Genomic DNA, 17,784 nt, shown 5'->3' with positions numbered 1-17,784 from the left:
AAATGTAAATTTAGAAAAAAATTCTTTCAATTCCATATTTTGCTTATTGATATAAATAGACAAAAATGGATCTGCAAGCAAAAGCTTTCACAAATACACGAATTGGCCTATATATTCATGTGCCATTTTGCCCAACAACGTGTTCCTATTGTGCATTTTACAAAGAACCTCTATCGAAAATTTCAGTGAATCTATATGTGAAATATCTACAAAAAGAATTACAAAACATCCAAGATAATAGAACTTTCGATAGCATATATTTCGGCGGAGGAACACCGGGAATTTTAACACCTGAACACATTATAACCATTGGCCAAGCCATTGAAAAAAAATGCCACCGAGCTCCGACCGAATGGACCTTTGAACTGGCCCCATCAACGGTAAAAATAGACAGACTAATTGCATTGAAAGAAATCGGTGTAAATCGAATTTCCCTTGGAGTACAAAGCTTTAATAATCATACTCTCCAATTATTTGGCCGCCGACAGCATCATCCACTGGAAGCCTACGAAATGCTACGAAAGCAGAATTTTTCCAACATAAATATGGATCTTATTTTCTCGCCAACCCATCAGAATCTTCGGTCCTGGCTTGATGACCTAGATCAGGCCATTTGGCTAGCTCCTGAGCATATATCTACCTACTGCATGACCAAGGAAAATGATTTTCATATCTCCAAAGATGAAGACAGTGAAGCGGAATTTTATATAGAAACCTGTCACAGATTGAAAGATCATGGCTTCCTCCAATACGAGATTTCAAATTTCTGCCGACCAGGCCGAGAATCACTTCACAACATGAATACTTGGCAAATGCACGAATGGTTAGGCCTTGGCCCTTCGGCCAGCTCTCAATACAAATTTCGAAGATATACAAACATTCCATCGCTACAACCATGGATGGATGGCATTGATAGCAATCGCTCAATCCTAATAGATGATATACAACTATCCTCTAGAGATATGTTTATAGATGGTTTACTGTTCGGCATTCGGATGAACCAGGGAGTGAATTTTCCCGATCTAGTGAATAGATTTGGTGACCACGGCAATGACAATTTAAAAATTTTATTTGGTCGATTGGTCGAAGAAAATTATGCCCAGATCAACGAAACAAATATGGCCTTGACCGACTCTGGCCGTTTGCGTTGCGACGCCATAGAACTAGAGATTCTTCAATGTTTCTAATCTTTCATTAAATAAACCACCATCTTTGACACCACCCATGGCCAACTCTTCATTGCCACCACCTTTAATATCCATTTTTTCCGACAATTTTTTCAACATAAGATTAGCTTTTACACCACCTGATATGGCTTTTTTTGAGCAGGAAACCAAAATTGCCCCGGATCCATCTGGCATTTTTCCACAGAGCACAAACCAAAAGTCATCGGACAATTTTTTAGACAGCAACATAGCTATGGCTCTAAGATCTGCAGGACTGTCCACGTCAATGATATCTAGAACAAACTTCAGATCATTTTTCATTAAACAGCCACTCATAAGATCCCTAACCATGGCCTCGTTTTGGCTATTTTTCATCACCTTTAACTGGTTCTCAAGATAAACAGTCCGTTCAAGCATTTGCATAAAACTCTCTGAAACTCTATCCATGGAACAGGACAATTTTTTTGAAATATCCTTCAAATCTCCGGTAACTTTTTCCATAAACCCAAGGGCAGAAAATCCAGAAACGGCTTCGATTCTTCGGACACCGGACGATATGGCGCTCTCGGCCAAGATTTTAAATAAACCTATTTCGCCGGTATTACTGGCATGGCAACCGCCGCATAGCTCACAGGAAATATCACCAATGGTCACAACTCTTACGATTTTACCATATTTTTCACCAAAAAACGCGATACAATTATTCGGTTTTTCAGCAAAGGGCATAACATCACAATTTACTGCCAAATTTTTTAGAATACATTGATTTACAAGATGCTCAATATCACGCAATTGGATATCTGACAACGAAGAAAAATGGTTAAAATCAAATCTTAATTTCATGGCGTCGACCATGGAACCTGCCTGTTTCACATGATCGCCAAGTATATTTCTCAGAGCAAAATGCAGCAAATGCGTCGCGGTATGATTCCGCTGAATGCTTTTCCTTCTTTCCATATCAACCACGCACTCCATTTCGTCGCCTGGCTTCAGGCCAACATTTTTAAGTAATTTATGCAGCACCAGATTTGATTCATTCCTGATGGTATCCAAGACCTCCACCGACGCACCATTCCCACGCAAACTACCGGTATCCCCAATCTCTCCTCCCATCTCAGCAAAAAATGGAGTGCTGTCTAAAATAATAAAATGGCTGTTCTTATCTTCGACCACATCGACCACTTTGGCAAAAAACTTTTCGTCCTTAGCCAGAGAATAGCCCACGAAAGGGGTACCCTCTCCTTCCAGCGACGCAACGGTCACCGAAATTTTTTTCTGGGCAGATCGTGCCCGTTGACGCTGCATATCCATTTCACGCTCAGCAGCTTCCATATCCACTTTTAAACCTTTTTCTTCGGCCATTAATTCGGTCAAATCGAGAGGAAATCCATAGGTATCGTATAATAAAAACGCATCTTCGCCAGGAATTATTCCACTTTTATTATGGCTGCAAATCTTTTCCAATACTCCAATCCCCCGGTGGATGGTTCGATCAAAGGAAGCCTCTTCAGTCAGCAATGTATTATATATAACGGCTTTATTATCAACAAGTTGTTCGAAAATTTTTCCCATTTTTTTAATCACAACCTCACTTAATTTTGCAAAAAAGCCACTGGTTAAACCAATTTTTTTTCCAAAGAGTATGGCTCGGCGAAGTATTCGTCTCAATACATAATTTCTTCCTTCATTGCCAGGTAAAATTCCATCAGCAATGCCAAAGGTCAGACTACGAATATGATCTGCAATGGCCCTGAAATAGAAATCAATTTTCTCCATATCCGACATGCAAAACCTTGAGCTAGAGACCGTTCCAGTATATTTTAACCCAGACAGCCTTTCCAATTCCGTGAATATACAGCTAAACAGATCACTGCTGTAATTGGATGGTAATTTCGAAAAATCGCTGAAATTATTCGTACTGGCCATTATCCCAGCAACTCGTTCCAAACCCATGCCGGAATCCACGTGTTTTTTTGAAAGTTTTTTAAAGCTACCATCGACCTTTGCATCATATTGTATGAACACTAGGTTACATATCTCTAAACACATATTTGATCCGACATTGACAAGATCTCCTTCGGTATCACCGGCTTCGGTCAGATCCATATGAATTTCAGAACAGGGCCCACAAGGTCCGCCGTCGCCCATCATCCAAAAATTATCTCTTCGGAAACATTTTTTTATATGTACTTCTGGATCAAGACATTCCGCAGTAAATAAATTCGACCATAGACGGAAGGATTCCTCATCAAATTCCGCTGGCTCGCCATCGGCTGGATCATAGACCGTAGCATAGAGTCTGTGCTTAGGAAACTCCCAAACCTTCGTCAGAAGCTCCCAGGCCAACTCTATGGCCTCTTTTTTGAAATAATCGCCGAAAGACCAGTTGCCAAGCATCTCGAAAAAAGTATGGTGATAGGTATCAAACCCAACATCATCAAGATCATTGTGTTTTCCTCCAGCGCGGATACAGGTCTGCACGTTTGCCACTTTTCTATCCATCGGTTCCCTACTACCCATAAAATATGGCACAAACTGGTTCATTCCAGCATTTGTAAACAGCAAATTTGGCGACTCTGGCAACAAAGATGCCGATGGTAGGACCTTATGCCCCCGGGCTGAGAAAAAACTAAGAAAACTACTACGTATTTCTTCTGAATCCATCGCAATCAAGAATTATAATCAACCCCATCAATGCCAAAGCCAAATAATTTTAAAAATTCCTCGCGATAGCCAGCAAAGTCTGACAGATTATCGACGGTTTCGGTGGTTATTTTCAAAAATATATCCATTACCTCAGACTGCACATCGGCCCTCATCTCCAAATCATCTAGTCTTATTCTTCCCTTACCATCCAATTGTAACTCATTTATACCATACAATTTAGATGAAAACAATCTATATATCTGATCGACACAGCCTTCCCATATGCCTTTTTTCTTCATGACCTTCATCAATATGGATATATATAATGGCACCACCGGAATTGCTGCACTTGCCTGGGTTACAACCGCCTTATTGACAGAGATATAAGCATTGCCGCCCAGCTTTGCTAACAGACCACTCAATTGCTTTCTCGTATCGTCTAAATGCTCTTTAGCTTTGCCTATGGTACCATTGGCATAGATCGGCCAGGTCATTTCCGGCCCAATATAAGAATAGGCAATGGTCTTCACTCCATCAGCTAATACTTTCGCAGATAACAAGATATTTATCCATTTGGCCCAATCTTCTCCTCCCATAACCTTCACCGTATCGAAGACCTCTTTGGGACTGGCTGGCTCCAAATCTACATTGCAAATTGCGCCCTTATCTGTGTTAATCGTCTTGCTGGAAAAACGCTCACCTATAGGCTTCAACACCGATTTGTAAGTCTCTCCGGTTACCGAATCAATCCTCCTCGGCGAAGCCAAACTATAGATGACACAATCCACCTGACCGAGCTTTTTTCTGATGAGATCTACGGTGGCGTTTTTTATTTCATCGGAAAATGCATCGCCGTTGAGACTTTCCGAAATAAGACCCATGGCCGTGAAAATTTTATCCAGAGACATAGCATTGTAAAATCCTGGTGATCCGAACTTTCCATCACTTTCTGGCCTTTCAAAAAATACACCAATGCCATGGGCTCCACAGCAAGCGCTGGCCACCATCCGACTGGCTAGACCATAGCCCGTTGAGCCTCCGATGATGAGTACATTTTTTGGACCATTGGAAATTCTCGGCTTAACCCTTAAATACGCAACCTGTTCTTTCACACTAGCTTCACAACCGCCCGGATGGGTTGTTGTGCATACAAATCCTCTCACTTTTGGCTGAATAATCATAATTGTTACAGTGGTTAAAAATTTTTCTGACCAACACGACAAAAATTATTCATGGTAATTTAAAATCTCGGCCGCTGTGACCTGAGCTGTGCCTAGCTTTTTCACCACAATTCCTGCCGCAATGTTTGCCAAATGAGCCGCTTTTCTCAGATCTGCGCCGGCCACCATAGCCGCCGTCAAACAGGCAATCGCTGTGTCACCAGCCCCGGAAACATCGAATACTTCGCTGGCATAGGTGGGAATGCTATCAATTACTTTACCATCGTGACACAACAACATGCCTTCACTTCCCAGGGTTATGACAAGATTTTTTGGAGAAAATTTTTCAAAAATATTTTCACATACAATTTTAAAATCACCAATCCCGACATCTTCATCAAATCCGGCCAATTTTATCGATTCATCTTTATTGGGTGTCATCAAATCCATGTTTCTGTAAAAAATGCCATTCTTTGGCTTGGGATCCATCGCCACAAATATACCTGATGCATGGGCTATATCTTCCACGTAGTGGACAAGTTCTGATGAAATTACACCCTTTGCATAGTCGGATATTAGTACACCATCGCTGGCTTCTATCCTAGCCTTGAGAAAATTTTGAGCATTTTTTGGGGAAAACCCATAAAAATTTTTATCCTGTTCCACGTCCAATCGACATAATTGCTGATGCCGAACCAAAATTCTAGTTTTTACTATGGTTGAAACCGATTTCTTGACACAAAACTCTCGATCAATTTTGATCCCCGACGAATGCAAAATGGTCTCTAATCTATCGCCATAGCCATCATCTCCGATGATACCTCCGACCTCCACATCTACACCTAATGCTTTCAAATTCAACGCCACATTGGCTGCTGCTCCGGGCATATATTTTTCATTTTGCACATTCACCACCGGCACCGGAGCCTCGGGTGAGATCCTAAAAACATCGCCAAAAATATATCGATCCAACATGACATCGCCCAACACAAATATTTTTAGTCGGGAAATATTTTTTAACAGCATATCCATAAATATATTACAATATTACCGTCTTTTTAAAAACTCTACTATCGAATCAACCACATAATTCATTTGATCGATGGACAATTCCGGAAATATAGGAATGCTAAGTGACTCCAATGCAAGTTGTTTTGCCACAGTTATGGCTTCGCTTCCCCGGGCATTGGCAGCGAAGCACTTCTGATCTGACAACGCCATCGGATAATATATCTGACAACCAATATCCCTTGCATTTAAAAACTGCTTTAATTCATCTCGCTTTGCGGCTTTTAGACGCAGAGTATACTGATTAAATGTGTGAAAATTTCCTTGATTTTCCATCGGCAAAACCAAATCACAGGACTCATCAAAACCGACGCCATCGATTTTCGCCAGAGCATCGGCATAGTGGGCAGCGTTTTTTCTTCGACGCTCTATATGATTGATCATGTACGGTAGTTTGACATTTAGCAGAGCAGCCTGGAGCGCATCAATCCTAAAATTTCCACCCAGATAATCGTGATGATACTGCCCAGTGGCACCATGACTGCGCAAAATCCTCGCCTTGGCTGCAAGCTCATCATCATTGGTAACAAGCATCCCAGCATCGCCAAAGCCACCCAAATTCTTACTAGGGAAAAAACTATAGCAGCCAAAGGTGCCAAACTGTCCCACCTGCCGGCCATCAAATTTTGCACCAGCGGCCTGAGCACAGTCTTCTATAATAGGAATATGCCTTGATCGGCAAATGCTTAAAATGTTATCCATGGCAACTGCCTGTCCAAATAGATGCACCGGCACCACTGCCTTGGTATGGTCCGAAATTAATCCTTCAATCTCACCTGTATCCATATTGAAATCATCGAACGAAACATCACACCAAACCACCTTAGCCCCTAACCTACTTGCACAGCTGGCTGTGGAAAAAAAACTGTAAGCTGGACTTATAACCTCATCTCCTGGACCAACTTCCAGCACCATCATAGCCAATAACAATGCATCGGTACCAGAGGATACACCAATTCCATGCTTCACGCCTACTTGTTTGGCAAAATTCTTTTCAAAGGCCTCGACTTCGGGACCTAAAATAAATTGCCCAGAACGAAAAACTCTATCAAACGCTGCTGTCAATTCACCATAGATGGCAAAATTTTGTTGCTTTATATCCAATAAAGGCACCTGCATAATCCATTCGCTATTAATCCAATGACAAAGAAATGAAAAAATAAAAAAAATGAAAAAAACAAACGCAAATGTTTCCGTTGGCCTCAGGAAATGTAGCCATCAATATATAGATAGGTAAACATCGTGGCACCACAATTCTTTCTATGCCAAGATTTTAGGCGATTAGATAGTTCTTTTCTTTTGCACTCGTTTCTAATCAAATTAATTATTTCTTTGCTGGCATCATCGAAATTTGATACCCGAATGCTGGCCTGTTCCTCCTCCAATGATGAACACAACTGTGAAAAATTATTCATATGATCGCCATAGACCATCGGTAGTCCAAAGGCCGCCGCATCAATCGGAGATTGGCCGCCTCTATTATCGCCCAAGCTTTTACCTATGAATGCCACATCAGCCAATTGGGTCAGTGTGGATAACTCACCGGTAGTATCAACTAGACAAACATCAACGGAATTTTTGGCCAGTCCAATGGATCTCTGATGCCAGGCCAAACCACTCTTTTCAATCATATCAATGATTTCTCGCCGCCGCTCAGCATGCCTTGGCACCAACAACAAACCAACTTGATCACCCTGGGCCTTCATTCCTAAGATACTGTTTATCAACATCTCTTCCTCGCCTGGCCAGGTGGATGACCCCAGAATTATCTGGCGCCCACCGGCCAAACCAAGATCTTCCAAAAGGCCATTTTTATCATCCTTCGATAGCTCCTGAATGGACAAATCGAATTTCATATTTCCAGAAACCACAACATTTTTTGCACCAAATTTTGAAAATATCGAAGCATACTCATCTGAAACTGCAATTATATGCATTGGTGAAGAAAATATAAACCGAGCAATTTTTGGAAATTTTCTATATCTATTCAGTGATTTTTCCGAAATTCTAGCATTAATGAAAAACAATGGAATATTTCTGATTTTTGCCTGTTGCATATGTTCTGGCCAAGCTTCACCGTCAACCATTAGCACAGCATCTGGATCTATATTTTCCCAGGCTTTGCGGCTACAAGGATAGAAATCCAATGGAAATAATCCGCAAAACATGGCCAAGTTGGAATATTTTTTCAGAATTAAATCATAGGCCGTGCTTGTGGTCGTGGTAATCACCACTTCATATTTTTTTACCAATAACTTCACAAGCTCGTCGATGGAATTGATTTCTCCAACACTTACCGCCTGGATCCATATTCTCTTTTTTGTTTTTTCCGGCAGCTTTTTGAAAACTCCAAAGCGATAGATAAAATCCCTAGCATAGCCACCACGTCTTTTGATTTTGAGCAAGTATTGAGGTAACATCAACAGCGCCACTGGTAAAAATAGCAGACGATAAAGCCATATCATATTAAAATAGCAGATAAACAAGAATTACAAATTTACAAGCACCGAGCAATGAAATAAATCACGTAGCCACTGTTAACTCATTTTCTTTTAATATATCGATATTTTCTTCCAAACAATCAAAAACTATAGGTGCAGAATGACGCCTAATGATACTTTTTTTATCATTCTCGTTTGGAAAATCTATGACAACCTTCTGGCCAATCTGGGCACTTCTCGATTCAGGACTATTTGAAAACATAGTATCGCTAATTATTTCATCTTTAACACTTAGCTGATAGATCCTACCATTGGCTGCATCAAATTGCTCTTTGCTCAGACCAGTCCTTGCCCAGATGGTTTTATTTACTGGAGCCGGATTTACGACCACAGCCGACAATCCAGTAACCGCAGCGGCTAGTTGGGCCATACCTCCACCAAGAGAATGACCGGCGACAAGCAACTTATCATCACCGAAACATTGCTTAGCCATATCAGCCAATAAAATGGCGCTTTTATACATATTATCAGTCAATCCAAAATGTTGAGCAATATCTGATATTATTGTTTTATTTCTATGATTACGAACGGATGTTCCACGAAAAGACAGAAATATTTTTTTTGTACGCTTATCATAGGCCAACATGGCCTCAAATGGCCCATGATCATACTTGCCAGGAGGACGATCTTTTTGACGAATCACACCATCTTTACAAAGTTCAAAACCACCTTCATCTAACTTGGACATAAAGATGAAAGCCTTTTCTCCTAATTCTTCTGATAATTGGCCCATCGAATTGTAGCTTATTAACACTGACTTTTCCTTTGTAATTTCACTGAATTTTTTGCAATCGATACGGCTTTTCATTATACACAAAGAAGCCGAAGCAAACTGAATTTCATTCCTTTTATCAGGCTTCACATTGGCTAGGCCGATTTTTTTTTGCGAATTAATCACCTCATAGGAATTCAATTTTTCGAGCCCAGGAATCACTGATTGCTCAACGTGAAATATACTACTTTTTTTGGTTATTTTTTCTAAAGGCAGCGATATGATTTTAAGCAAATTATCGCCCCAGCTCACCAATACACTGGCCAATCTTTGCAAATGGCTACTCTCTTTAAAATTAAACCCTTCGGTTAATGACGTTTTCCATTTTGGATCACTCGCCGTGGCATCGTTATTCGGTCTTTCAGTAGCACTATCATTGTCTAATCCTGGCGATTCTGATTGGAGCTTTTCTATTTCTTTAGTCATTATTTTATCAATTAATCCAGCACCGCCAAAATGACTAAACAATCCAGCCTTATCACTTAACCCCACATCTTTGGGTTTCAAAAGAATCTTCTGGCCAATCTGGGCACTTCTCGATTCAGGACTATTTGAAAACATTTTTTCACTAAAAAGGTCATTTTCCAAAGTTACCTGATAGATCATACTATTGGCTGCCTTCAATTGACCTTCGTCCAGACCAGTCCTTGCCCAGATGGTTTTATTTACTGGAGCCGGATTTACGACCACAGCCGGCAATCCAGTAACCGCAGCGGCTAGTTGAGCCATACCTCCTCCCAATGAATAGCCAGAAATAACTAATTTATTACAGCTACCATCATCGTTACTTAAACACTGTTTGGCCATATCAGCCAACAAGATAGCATTTTTATATACACTATCCATCAATCCAAAATGATGAGCAACATCTGTCCCAATGGTACCAGTTCGGCCATGCCCAACATCCGTACCAGAAAAAGACAGAAATATTTTTCCTCTCTTATCACAACCTAATTTAGCTTCAAATGCGCTACCCTTAATTTTGCCATCAGCTCCAGTTTCCCGCGGGGTTTTATCGTCTTTTTTCGTGCGAATCATACCATCGGAACAAAATTCAAACCCACCAGCGTCTAACTGATTAATAAATGTTTTAACATTTTCCTTGACATCATTTGGCAATGAATCTAACGAAAATATGGATTGTTTAAGATCATCGCTAATTTTCAACTTTGACGCATCCTCTTTTTGGCTGAGTATCGCACCACTAGAAAATCTATAGATAGCAAGATCCGAAGCAAAGTGAATTTCTTCCCTTTTATCAGGATCCACATTGGCTAGGCCGATTTTTTTTTGCGAATTAATCACCTCACAGGAATTCAATTCTTTGAGCCCAGGAATCACTGATTGCTTAACGTGAAATATACTACTTTTTTTGGTTATTTTTTCTAAAGGCAGCGATATGATTTTAAGCAAATTATCGCCCCAGCTCACCAACACACTGGCCAATCTTTGCAAATGGCTACTCTCTTTAATTTTAAACCCTTCGGTTAATGACGTTTTCCATTTTAGATCACTTTTAATCGCCAATGGGGCACCGTTATTCGGTCTTTCAGGAGCATTATCATTGTCTAATCTTGGCGATTCTTCCGTTAGAAACTCTTTTATCGCATCTTGCAAGCATTGTTTGTCACTTTCCTTAGACTCAATCTTCGAGGTGTCATTGCCATTCTTTGACAAATTTTCCCCCACCTCCTTATACTGGCCGGCACTAACAGTCTTCACTTTACGCGTTGACAGATCAGTATCATTCGTATTATTGCTAGTTTTACTATCACTTGGGTTTCCGCTGGGAATAGGATTACTGCCTTTTTTTACTTGTCCAATTTTATTTTTATTTTGGTTTCCAGTATTTGATGGTGTCCCAATATAAGTGATGTTTGGCCTGCCTACTTGATCTATGCTCATGATAAGTATTACCTAAATGTGCTATGAAAATTTTTTGACAAAAGTATCCTGAAATTCCGAATGAAATAGCTTCTTAAGGGATAGAAATTTTCCGATAAAATCCTCGGAAATACTAACTAAATTATTATCTTTCAGATCATTTTCATAAAAATTCCTAAAGGCAACTATATTCATTTTTGTGGTATCAAGGCCTAATCCCAGTCCAAAGGTTTGGTAATTATATAAATTTAATGCCATGAGGCCAAACAACATCGCTGTCAGGTTTTCATTTTCCACATCTACATCACCAAGCACCGAGCTCATGGTTATACAACCCAATTCAATGGTGCTTTCTATCTGAAACACATCATCTTCTATGGCAAATTGCACAATACCAAATTCCTTATCCACATAGATAATATCCTGGTGTGCTTCCAGATCTTTCATCATCGCATCCATCCCATCCATAGCTTACTAGATTTTATTTTTATTCTCAGCATTGTCAATAGTCTGGAATGGACGAGGAAATTACTAAAACATATATTGAATTATTGATAAAAAATTTTTGACATATTCAGCATAAATACCAGAGATCACTATGGTTGATGATCGATATAACAATTAAAAATCTCACGAAATCGTTTGGAGCCATCACGGCATTGGATGATATTAATCTTCATATTGATGCTGGTGAATTATTTTTCTTGCTAGGTCCCAGTGGTTGTGGAAAAACAACTTTGCTTAGGACCCTGGCAGGATTCTATATACCGGACATGGGAACAATTTCTTTTGGAGAAAAAAATATCACAAACCTGCCACCCCATAAAAGAAAAGCAGGTATGGTTTTTCAAAACTACGCACTCTGGCCTCATATGACCGTATACCAAAATGTTGCCTTCGGATTGGAACAAAAAAAACTCAAAAAATCAGATATCTATTCATTGGTGAACGAAGCCCTCGAAAATGTGCAGATGAGTCCCTATGCCAACCGAAAACCCAACGAACTTTCCGGAGGACAACAGCAACGGGTGGCTCTGGCCAGAGCTTTGGTAGTACGCCCTAAATGTTTATTGCTAGATGAACCTCTGTCCAATCTGGACGCAAAATTGCGCAATGATATGCGCGGAGAAATAAGAAAAATTTGCAAAGAAAACAACCTCACCACCGTCTATGTGACCCATGATCAAAAGGAAGCTCTATCAATAGCTGACAGAGTTGCTGTTTTTTCTCGAGGGAAAATTGAGCAAATCGGCCCACCCATTGAATTATATAAACGACCAAATAATCGTTTTGTGGCAGAGTTCATCGGCGAAACAAATCTCATAGATGGCGTGGTAATAAGAGTAGGTGCTCACGAGGCCTTTGTCAGAACCAGAATTGGCAATTTCCGTGGAATGTTATGCAAGTCTAGCTTCGATGTAAAACCCGGAGAAAAGGTCAGAATATCCATTCGTCCAGAAAGTATAAAATTGTGCAATTTCCCCACCGATGAAAACTGCACAGAAGGAATGATCGGCAGCTCAACCTATTTCGGCGAAGTGGCCCATTATCAATTCGAAAAAAATGACATTGAACTGAAAATTTCTGAATTAAATCCATGCCATCTGGGGCAAATAGATAAACATGGCATGTATGCCTATGCCATTCCGGAGGATGTGATAATTTTAGGATACTGACATGGCCAAAGGATTCTCAATTTTAATGCTGATAATTTTGGTTGTATGGATGCCCTTTGCCTTCAAAGGTAGTGAACAAATTGTCCCCATCAGCAATGACAATGTGGTGGTAATAATCACTGCCCATAACGAAACTCTTCGACGAGAATACGGCCATGGTTTTTCCCAATGGTATAGAGAAAAAACCGGTAAAAATGTTACCGTGGACTGGCGTCATCCAGGCGGTGGACGCGATGTGTCAAGATACGTGGATTCCATGTTCATCAACAATTTTAGGTTCTACTGGGAAAACACATTGAATAAACCATGGACCCAGGAAGTGCGTAGTGCTTTTATTAGGCTCGATCAGATAGATCTGGCCAAAGCAACTCCCATCGAAACCGAAGTATTGAACGCCTTTCGATCGTCCACCGTGGGCTGTGACATAGATCTACTGTTTGGCGGCGGAGTATTTGATCATAAGACTCAAGCAGCCAAGGGGTTCTCTATCCCTTCGACCATTATCCAAAAAAGACCAGACCTGTTCACCAATGATGGCATACCAGAATTCTTTGCCGGAGAAAGGCTCTGGGACAGAGCAGGCTATTGGATTGGCACAAATCTAACCAGTTTTGGAATAATATACAACGTCGATGCCATCAAAGACCTAGATATTACTACTCAGCCAAATTCCTGGATGGATCTGGCCGACCCGAAGTATTTTCGTGGCATAGCCATAGTTGATCCCACCAAAAGCAGTTCCACCCTAAAATCCTACGAAATGCTCATTCAGCAGCAAATGCAAATAGTACTAAAGGAAGAATTAAATAAATCAAATTTCAAGGAAGTTACAAAAGAAATGGAATCTCGTGCCATCGCCGAAGGCTGGATGCGTGGACTGAAATTAATCCAAAAAATAGTGGCCAATGGTAGATATTTCACTGATTCTTCGGCCAAAACTGTCATCGATGTGGCCTCGGGAGATTGCCCCATCGGCATAGCCACGGATTTTTATGGCCGCTCCCAACGGACTAGCCTCCAGGGACGATCTAAAAGTGACAGATTCTGCTTTGTGTTACCCAATGGAGGTTGCTCACCATCACCGGATCCCATTTCCATATTCCGCGGCGCAAAACATCTGGATTTGGCCGAAGCATTCATAGAATATATACTCTCGGTGGAAGGACAAAAGCTTCCGATATTCAAAGTTGGCACACCCGGTGGTCCAATCCGGGCTCCACTGTGCAGAACATCCATATTAAAAACAGTATATTCCGATAAATATCTGCAGTATCATAATGATATTTCCACAAATCCCTACGAAGCGGCAGGAGATTTCATCTATAGAGAATATTGGACAAAACCAGTATTTGCATCTCTTAGCTACATATTCAAAATAGCATTTCTGGATGCCAGTGACGAATTATCTGAAGCCTGGCATGCCATCCTAAAGGCAAAGGCCGCTGGCGATCATGAATCTTCAGACAAAGCTTTGGAAATAATGACCAATTTGGATGATTTCACCTACGAAATGTCCAGGACAAAAATCACTGCTTTAGCTAAAAATAAAGATCCATTGGAATCGGCCAAACAACAATCATCCATAACAAATCATTTTCGAACTCAATATAATAAAGCCAAAATGGTGGCCAAAGGTCGCCAAAATAAAAATATTGAGTAATTTTCTTGGCAAAATTTTTCAAAAAGCTTCCATAGATTAAAGTAGATTTCTATGAATTATGAAGCTGTAATTGGACTGGAGGTCCATGTACAAATAAAAACCAAAACAAAATTGTTTTCACCATCTAGATATGAATATGGAGCGGAACCGAATACATTGACCGATGAAATAGTCCTGGGATTGCCAGGATCTTTGCCGGTGATAAACTTCGAAGCAATTAAAAAAACTCTGAAGGCTGGCCTAATATTTGAGTGCACCATACCCGATCTATGCAAATGGGACAGAAAGAACTATTTTTATCCAGATAATCCAAAAAATTACCAAATATCCCAATATGATAATCCGATCTGTTCCGGTGGCTTTGTGGAAATAGAGCTGCCAGGTCCCGCCAGAAATCTGATGGGACAGCATAAAAAAATAGCACTAAACAGAATCCAGCTGGAAGAAGACGTGGGAAAGCTTACCCATGGACCTAATCACAGCGAAGTGGATTTCAATAGGGCCGGAGTAGCATTGATGGAAATCGTTTCCGAGCCTTGTATGGCCACAGCTGAGGAAGCCTTTGCCTATCTAACATCGCTTAAAATGCACCTATTTTATGCAGGTATTTCTGACTGCGATATGGAAAAAGGACAGCTGCGCTGCGATGCAAATGTTAGCCTGCGACCAGTTGGAGCCAAGCATCTTGGGACCAAAGTAGAACTAAAAAACCTCAATTCCATTTCCGGCGTACGGAATGGCCTTGACTACGAAATCAAGAGGCAAAGACATATGCTGGAATCCGGCAAAACAATTAAACAGGAAACCAGAAAATGGAATGCCGAAGAATCGATTTCTTACTCGATGAGAGCCAAAGAAACCGTCGATGATTACAGATATTTTCCTGATCCAGATCTACTTCCGATTAAGATAGAAAGAGAACTAATAGATGAGATAAAAATTGAAATTCCCGAACTTCCATTCCCTAAACAAGAAAGATTTTTCGATGAATATAAATTGCCCTATACTCTGACATCAGTCTTCTATCCCCACCGAGAACTGTGCGACTACTTCGAGGCTGCCGTTAGGGAACATAATAATCCAAACACAATAGCTAACTTCATTGTAAACGATATACTTAGAGAACTTTCTGCGGTAAATTCCCAGAACCAGATGTCCATCACCGAATGTAAAATTTCACCCACAAATCTGGCCAATCTTGTAAAGCTCATAGATAATAAAACCATATCCAAACAAATAGCCAAAGAAGTTTTAGTTGAAATGTTTAACACCGGCCAAGACGCTCTGCATATAATAACCAATAAAGGATTGACTAATTCATTAGACGATAGTATGTTAAAGAAAATATGTGGTGATATTATTCTATCCAACCCTAAGCCAGTGAATGAGTATAAAAACGGTAAACTAACCGCAATAAATGCTCTCAAGGGCTTGGTTATGAAAGAGACAGAGGGTAAAGCAAATCCACAGAAAATAGACTACATATTGAAAACACTTTTAGATTAAATGAATATAATAGACACACATTGTCATCTGGACGGATTTTATAAGAATGGAACCATGAATAATGTCCTTCAGAGGGCCAGGGATGCTCGACTTGGCCATTTGGTGGCATGCGGAACAGAAGAGTCTGACTGGGAGATACATGCAGAACTTGCTTCCGGACACGATCATATTCATTATGCCGTGGGCATTCATCCCGCCAATGTGAATAACCATTTCGAATCTGCGCTAGAAACGATGCAGAAATATTTTCATGATCATAAAAAAAGACCGATTGCCCTAGGTGAAATTGGTTTGGATTATTTCAAAATATCCGAACGCACTGACCAGGTGGAAGACCATATAAAACTGCAAAAATTAGTTCTGGAGCGGCAGCTATTAATAGCTAAAAACCAAGAACTTCCGATTATTATTCATGCCAGATCGGCCTTTGATGACACCGTAGATATAATCAAAAAAAGCGGTGTCGATTGGTCGAAAATTGTTTTCCATTGTTTTTCCGAAGGGCCGGTGGAAATGAAAAGACTGAATCAATGGGGAGCCCGAGGATCCGTCACTGGAATTGTCACCTATAAAAATGCTGATAATGTACGCGAATCCATTCTAACTCAAGGCCTTGATAAACTTATGCTGGAAACAGATTGCCCATTTCTTGCACCGGTTCCGTTCCGAGGAAAATCAAACGAACCGGCTTATCTACGGGAAATTGCAAAATTTTGCGCCACACTGCTTGGCACAAGAGAACAGGAACTATGCGACATAACCACCAGAAATGCTTTGACATTTTTCGGCCTTGATATCCAATGAAACGATTTTTTATAAAAACACTTGGCATTGTAATAATTTTCATATTCGCCAAAACGTCATCGCTATCCGCCGAGCCAAAGAATGAATTTTTAGATAAATATGCAACGACCCTCGGAATAATACAGGGCGCCACCGAGTTCCTCCCCATATCATCCACAGCTCATATGATCATATTCGAGCGGGTTGTTACACCAAGACATTCTGGTTGCCAACAAAATATAACGCCTAATGGTCACACCATTCATGAATTTGGCATTGTCATACAGTTAGGCTCGGTGCTAGCCATGATTTTTTTATATTTCAATAGAATCAAACTCATACTGAGCGGAATTTTTTTCCTCAACATAGCAGGCCTAAATCTATTACTAAAGCTCATCTTTGGTGTAATCCCATGTGTCATTGTAGGTCTAATGATCAGTGATTTTCTCAAAAAACTCTGCACACCATCCTACTTAGCAACAAGCCTGGCCATAGGAGCACTGATAATGCTGTTGGCAGAAAATTTTTATGAAAAAACAAAAAAAGAAAAAAAAGAAAATTTTGATGAGATTAGCTATAAAAACGCACTTTTTATCGGTCTATGCCAATGCATCGCATTCATCCCAGGCGCAAGCCGATCCATGACCACCATCGTCGGTGGCTATCTATCAAATCTATCGCGATCGGTATCCATAGAATTCAGTTTCTTGCTCGGCACAGTGACCATGACTCTAGCCGCCACATATAAACTGCTGTTTTCCAGTGCAAATTTAATGGGTACAATACCTCTATCTTGTTCCATTAAAGGCACTTTGGCTGCATTCATCACATCGCTACTACTGATGAAGCTATCCATATATATATTAAAAAGATATGGACTGTATTTATTTGCCATCTATAGGATTTTGCTCGCCACGACCATAATTTTTCTTGTCAATTTTACCTGATCTACCGATAGTAAT

13 protein-coding genes are annotated in these 17,784 nt (G+C 40.4%); 6 read left to right on the top strand and 7 right to left on the bottom strand.

The window, feature by feature from the left end:
* Positions 1-65 precede the first annotated feature (65 nt).
* Positions 66-1,187 carry a radical SAM family heme chaperone HemW gene (gene hemW / locus LBH49_01095; protein MDR0351231.1) on the top strand — a complete coding sequence of 374 codons (1,122 nt, stop codon included), beginning with the start codon at positions 66-68 and terminating at the stop codon, positions 1,185-1,187.
* Here hemW and alaS read toward each other — a convergent pair.
* The 7 genes from alaS to LBH49_01060 form a co-directional block, all read right to left on the bottom strand.
* Positions 1,164-3,830 (bottom strand): alanine--tRNA ligase, encoded by a 2,667-nt coding sequence (gene alaS, locus LBH49_01090; GenBank protein ID MDR0351230.1) that lies wholly within the window; start codon positions 3,828-3,830, stop codon positions 1,164-1,166. The genes hemW and alaS overlap by 24 nt on opposite strands.
* A 5-nt stretch (positions 3,831-3,835) precedes the next feature.
* Entirely contained in the window at positions 3,836-4,993 is a 1,158-nt protein-coding gene (locus tag LBH49_01085) for a trans-2-enoyl-CoA reductase family protein (GenBank protein ID MDR0351229.1), read from the bottom strand.
* Between the two features lie 45 nt (positions 4,994-5,038).
* Positions 5,039-6,004 carry a PfkB family carbohydrate kinase gene (locus LBH49_01080; GenBank protein ID MDR0351228.1) on the bottom strand — a complete coding sequence of 322 codons (966 nt, stop codon included), beginning with the start codon at positions 6,002-6,004 and terminating at the stop codon, positions 5,039-5,041.
* Between the two features lie 15 nt (positions 6,005-6,019).
* Positions 6,020-7,159: a DegT/DnrJ/EryC1/StrS family aminotransferase gene (locus LBH49_01075; protein MDR0351227.1), complete on the bottom strand. Its 1,140-nt coding sequence runs from the start codon at positions 7,157-7,159 to the stop codon at positions 6,020-6,022.
* Between the two features lie 83 nt (positions 7,160-7,242).
* Complete coding sequence (locus LBH49_01070; protein ID MDR0351226.1) at positions 7,243-8,505, bottom strand: hypothetical protein; 1,263 nt, start codon at positions 8,503-8,505, stop codon at positions 7,243-7,245.
* Positions 8,506-8,563: 58 nt separating this feature from the next.
* Positions 8,564-11,218: a hypothetical protein gene (locus tag LBH49_01065; protein MDR0351225.1), complete on the bottom strand. Its 2,655-nt coding sequence runs from the start codon at positions 11,216-11,218 to the stop codon at positions 8,564-8,566.
* A 21-nt stretch (positions 11,219-11,239) separates the two neighbouring features.
* Entirely contained in the window at positions 11,240-11,665 is a 426-nt protein-coding gene (locus LBH49_01060) for a type III secretion system chaperone (GenBank protein MDR0351224.1), read from the bottom strand.
* Between the two features lie 137 nt (positions 11,666-11,802).
* Between LBH49_01060 and LBH49_01055 the strand changes: the two genes are divergently transcribed.
* Genes LBH49_01055 through LBH49_01035 form a run of 5 tightly spaced genes read left to right on the top strand, consistent with a single transcriptional unit; the run spans position 11,803 to position 17,769 of the window.
* Positions 11,803-12,873, top strand: a complete 1,071-nt coding sequence (locus tag LBH49_01055; GenBank protein ID MDR0351223.1) for an ABC transporter ATP-binding protein — start codon at positions 11,803-11,805, stop codon at positions 12,871-12,873.
* Between the two features lies 1 nt (position 12,874).
* On the top strand, positions 12,875-14,533 hold the full coding sequence (locus LBH49_01050; protein ID MDR0351222.1) for an extracellular solute-binding protein: 1,659 nt from the start codon (positions 12,875-12,877) through the stop codon (positions 14,531-14,533).
* A gap of 51 nt (positions 14,534-14,584) precedes the next feature.
* Complete coding sequence (gatB, locus tag LBH49_01045) at positions 14,585-16,039, top strand: Asp-tRNA(Asn)/Glu-tRNA(Gln) amidotransferase subunit GatB (GenBank protein ID MDR0351221.1); 1,455 nt, start codon at positions 14,585-14,587, stop codon at positions 16,037-16,039.
* Positions 16,040-16,843 carry a TatD family hydrolase gene (locus LBH49_01040; protein MDR0351220.1) on the top strand — a complete coding sequence of 268 codons (804 nt, stop codon included), beginning with the start codon at positions 16,040-16,042 and terminating at the stop codon, positions 16,841-16,843. It abuts the gene before it with no gap.
* The gene (locus LBH49_01035) at positions 16,840-17,769 is read left to right on the top strand and encodes an undecaprenyl-diphosphate phosphatase (GenBank protein ID MDR0351219.1); all 930 of its coding nucleotides are present in this window, start codon (positions 16,840-16,842) and stop codon (positions 17,767-17,769) included. The genes LBH49_01040 and LBH49_01035 overlap by 4 nt, the downstream gene beginning before the upstream one ends.
* The last annotated feature ends 15 nt before the right edge of the window (positions 17,770-17,784 follow it).

The sequence above is a fragment of the Puniceicoccales bacterium genome (assembly GCA_031255005.1).
GTDB lineage: Bacteria > Verrucomicrobiota > Verrucomicrobiia > Opitutales > LL51 > JAIRTH01.
The sequence above is the reverse complement of the archived record's forward strand: the minus strand, read 5'-3'. Positions and strand labels throughout refer to the sequence as shown.

What these genes read in the sequence shown, in the direction of transcription:
- gatB (MDR0351221.1), top strand. Translation starts at nt 14,585, where the DNA reads ATGAATTATGAAGCTGTAATTGGACTGGAGGTCCATGTACAAATAAAA.
- LBH49_01055 (MDR0351223.1), top strand. Translation starts at nt 11,803, where the DNA reads ATGATCGATATAACAATTAAAAATCTCACGAAATCGTTTGGAGCCATC.
- LBH49_01080 (MDR0351228.1), bottom strand. Translation starts at nt 6,004, where the DNA reads ATGGATATGCTGTTAAAAAATATTTCCCGACTAAAAATATTTGTGTTG.
- LBH49_01050 (MDR0351222.1), top strand. Translation starts at nt 12,875, where the DNA reads ATGGCCAAAGGATTCTCAATTTTAATGCTGATAATTTTGGTTGTATGG.
- alaS (MDR0351230.1), bottom strand. Translation starts at nt 3,830, where the DNA reads ATGGATTCAGAAGAAATACGTAGTAGTTTTCTTAGTTTTTTCTCAGCC.
- LBH49_01085 (MDR0351229.1), bottom strand. Translation starts at nt 4,993, where the DNA reads ATGATTATTCAGCCAAAAGTGAGAGGATTTGTATGCACAACAACCCAT.
- LBH49_01065 (MDR0351225.1), bottom strand. Translation starts at nt 11,218, where the DNA reads ATGAGCATAGATCAAGTAGGCAGGCCAAACATCACTTATATTGGGACA.
- LBH49_01060 (MDR0351224.1), bottom strand. Translation starts at nt 11,665, where the DNA reads ATGGATGGGATGGATGCGATGATGAAAGATCTGGAAGCACACCAGGAT.
- LBH49_01075 (MDR0351227.1), bottom strand. Translation starts at nt 7,159, where the DNA reads ATGCAGGTGCCTTTATTGGATATAAAGCAACAAAATTTTGCCATCTAT.
- LBH49_01040 (MDR0351220.1), top strand. Translation starts at nt 16,040, where the DNA reads ATGAATATAATAGACACACATTGTCATCTGGACGGATTTTATAAGAAT.
- LBH49_01070 (MDR0351226.1), bottom strand. Translation starts at nt 8,505, where the DNA reads ATGATATGGCTTTATCGTCTGCTATTTTTACCAGTGGCGCTGTTGATG.
- hemW (MDR0351231.1), top strand. Translation starts at nt 66, where the DNA reads ATGGATCTGCAAGCAAAAGCTTTCACAAATACACGAATTGGCCTATAT.
- LBH49_01035 (MDR0351219.1), top strand. Translation starts at nt 16,840, where the DNA reads ATGAAACGATTTTTTATAAAAACACTTGGCATTGTAATAATTTTCATA.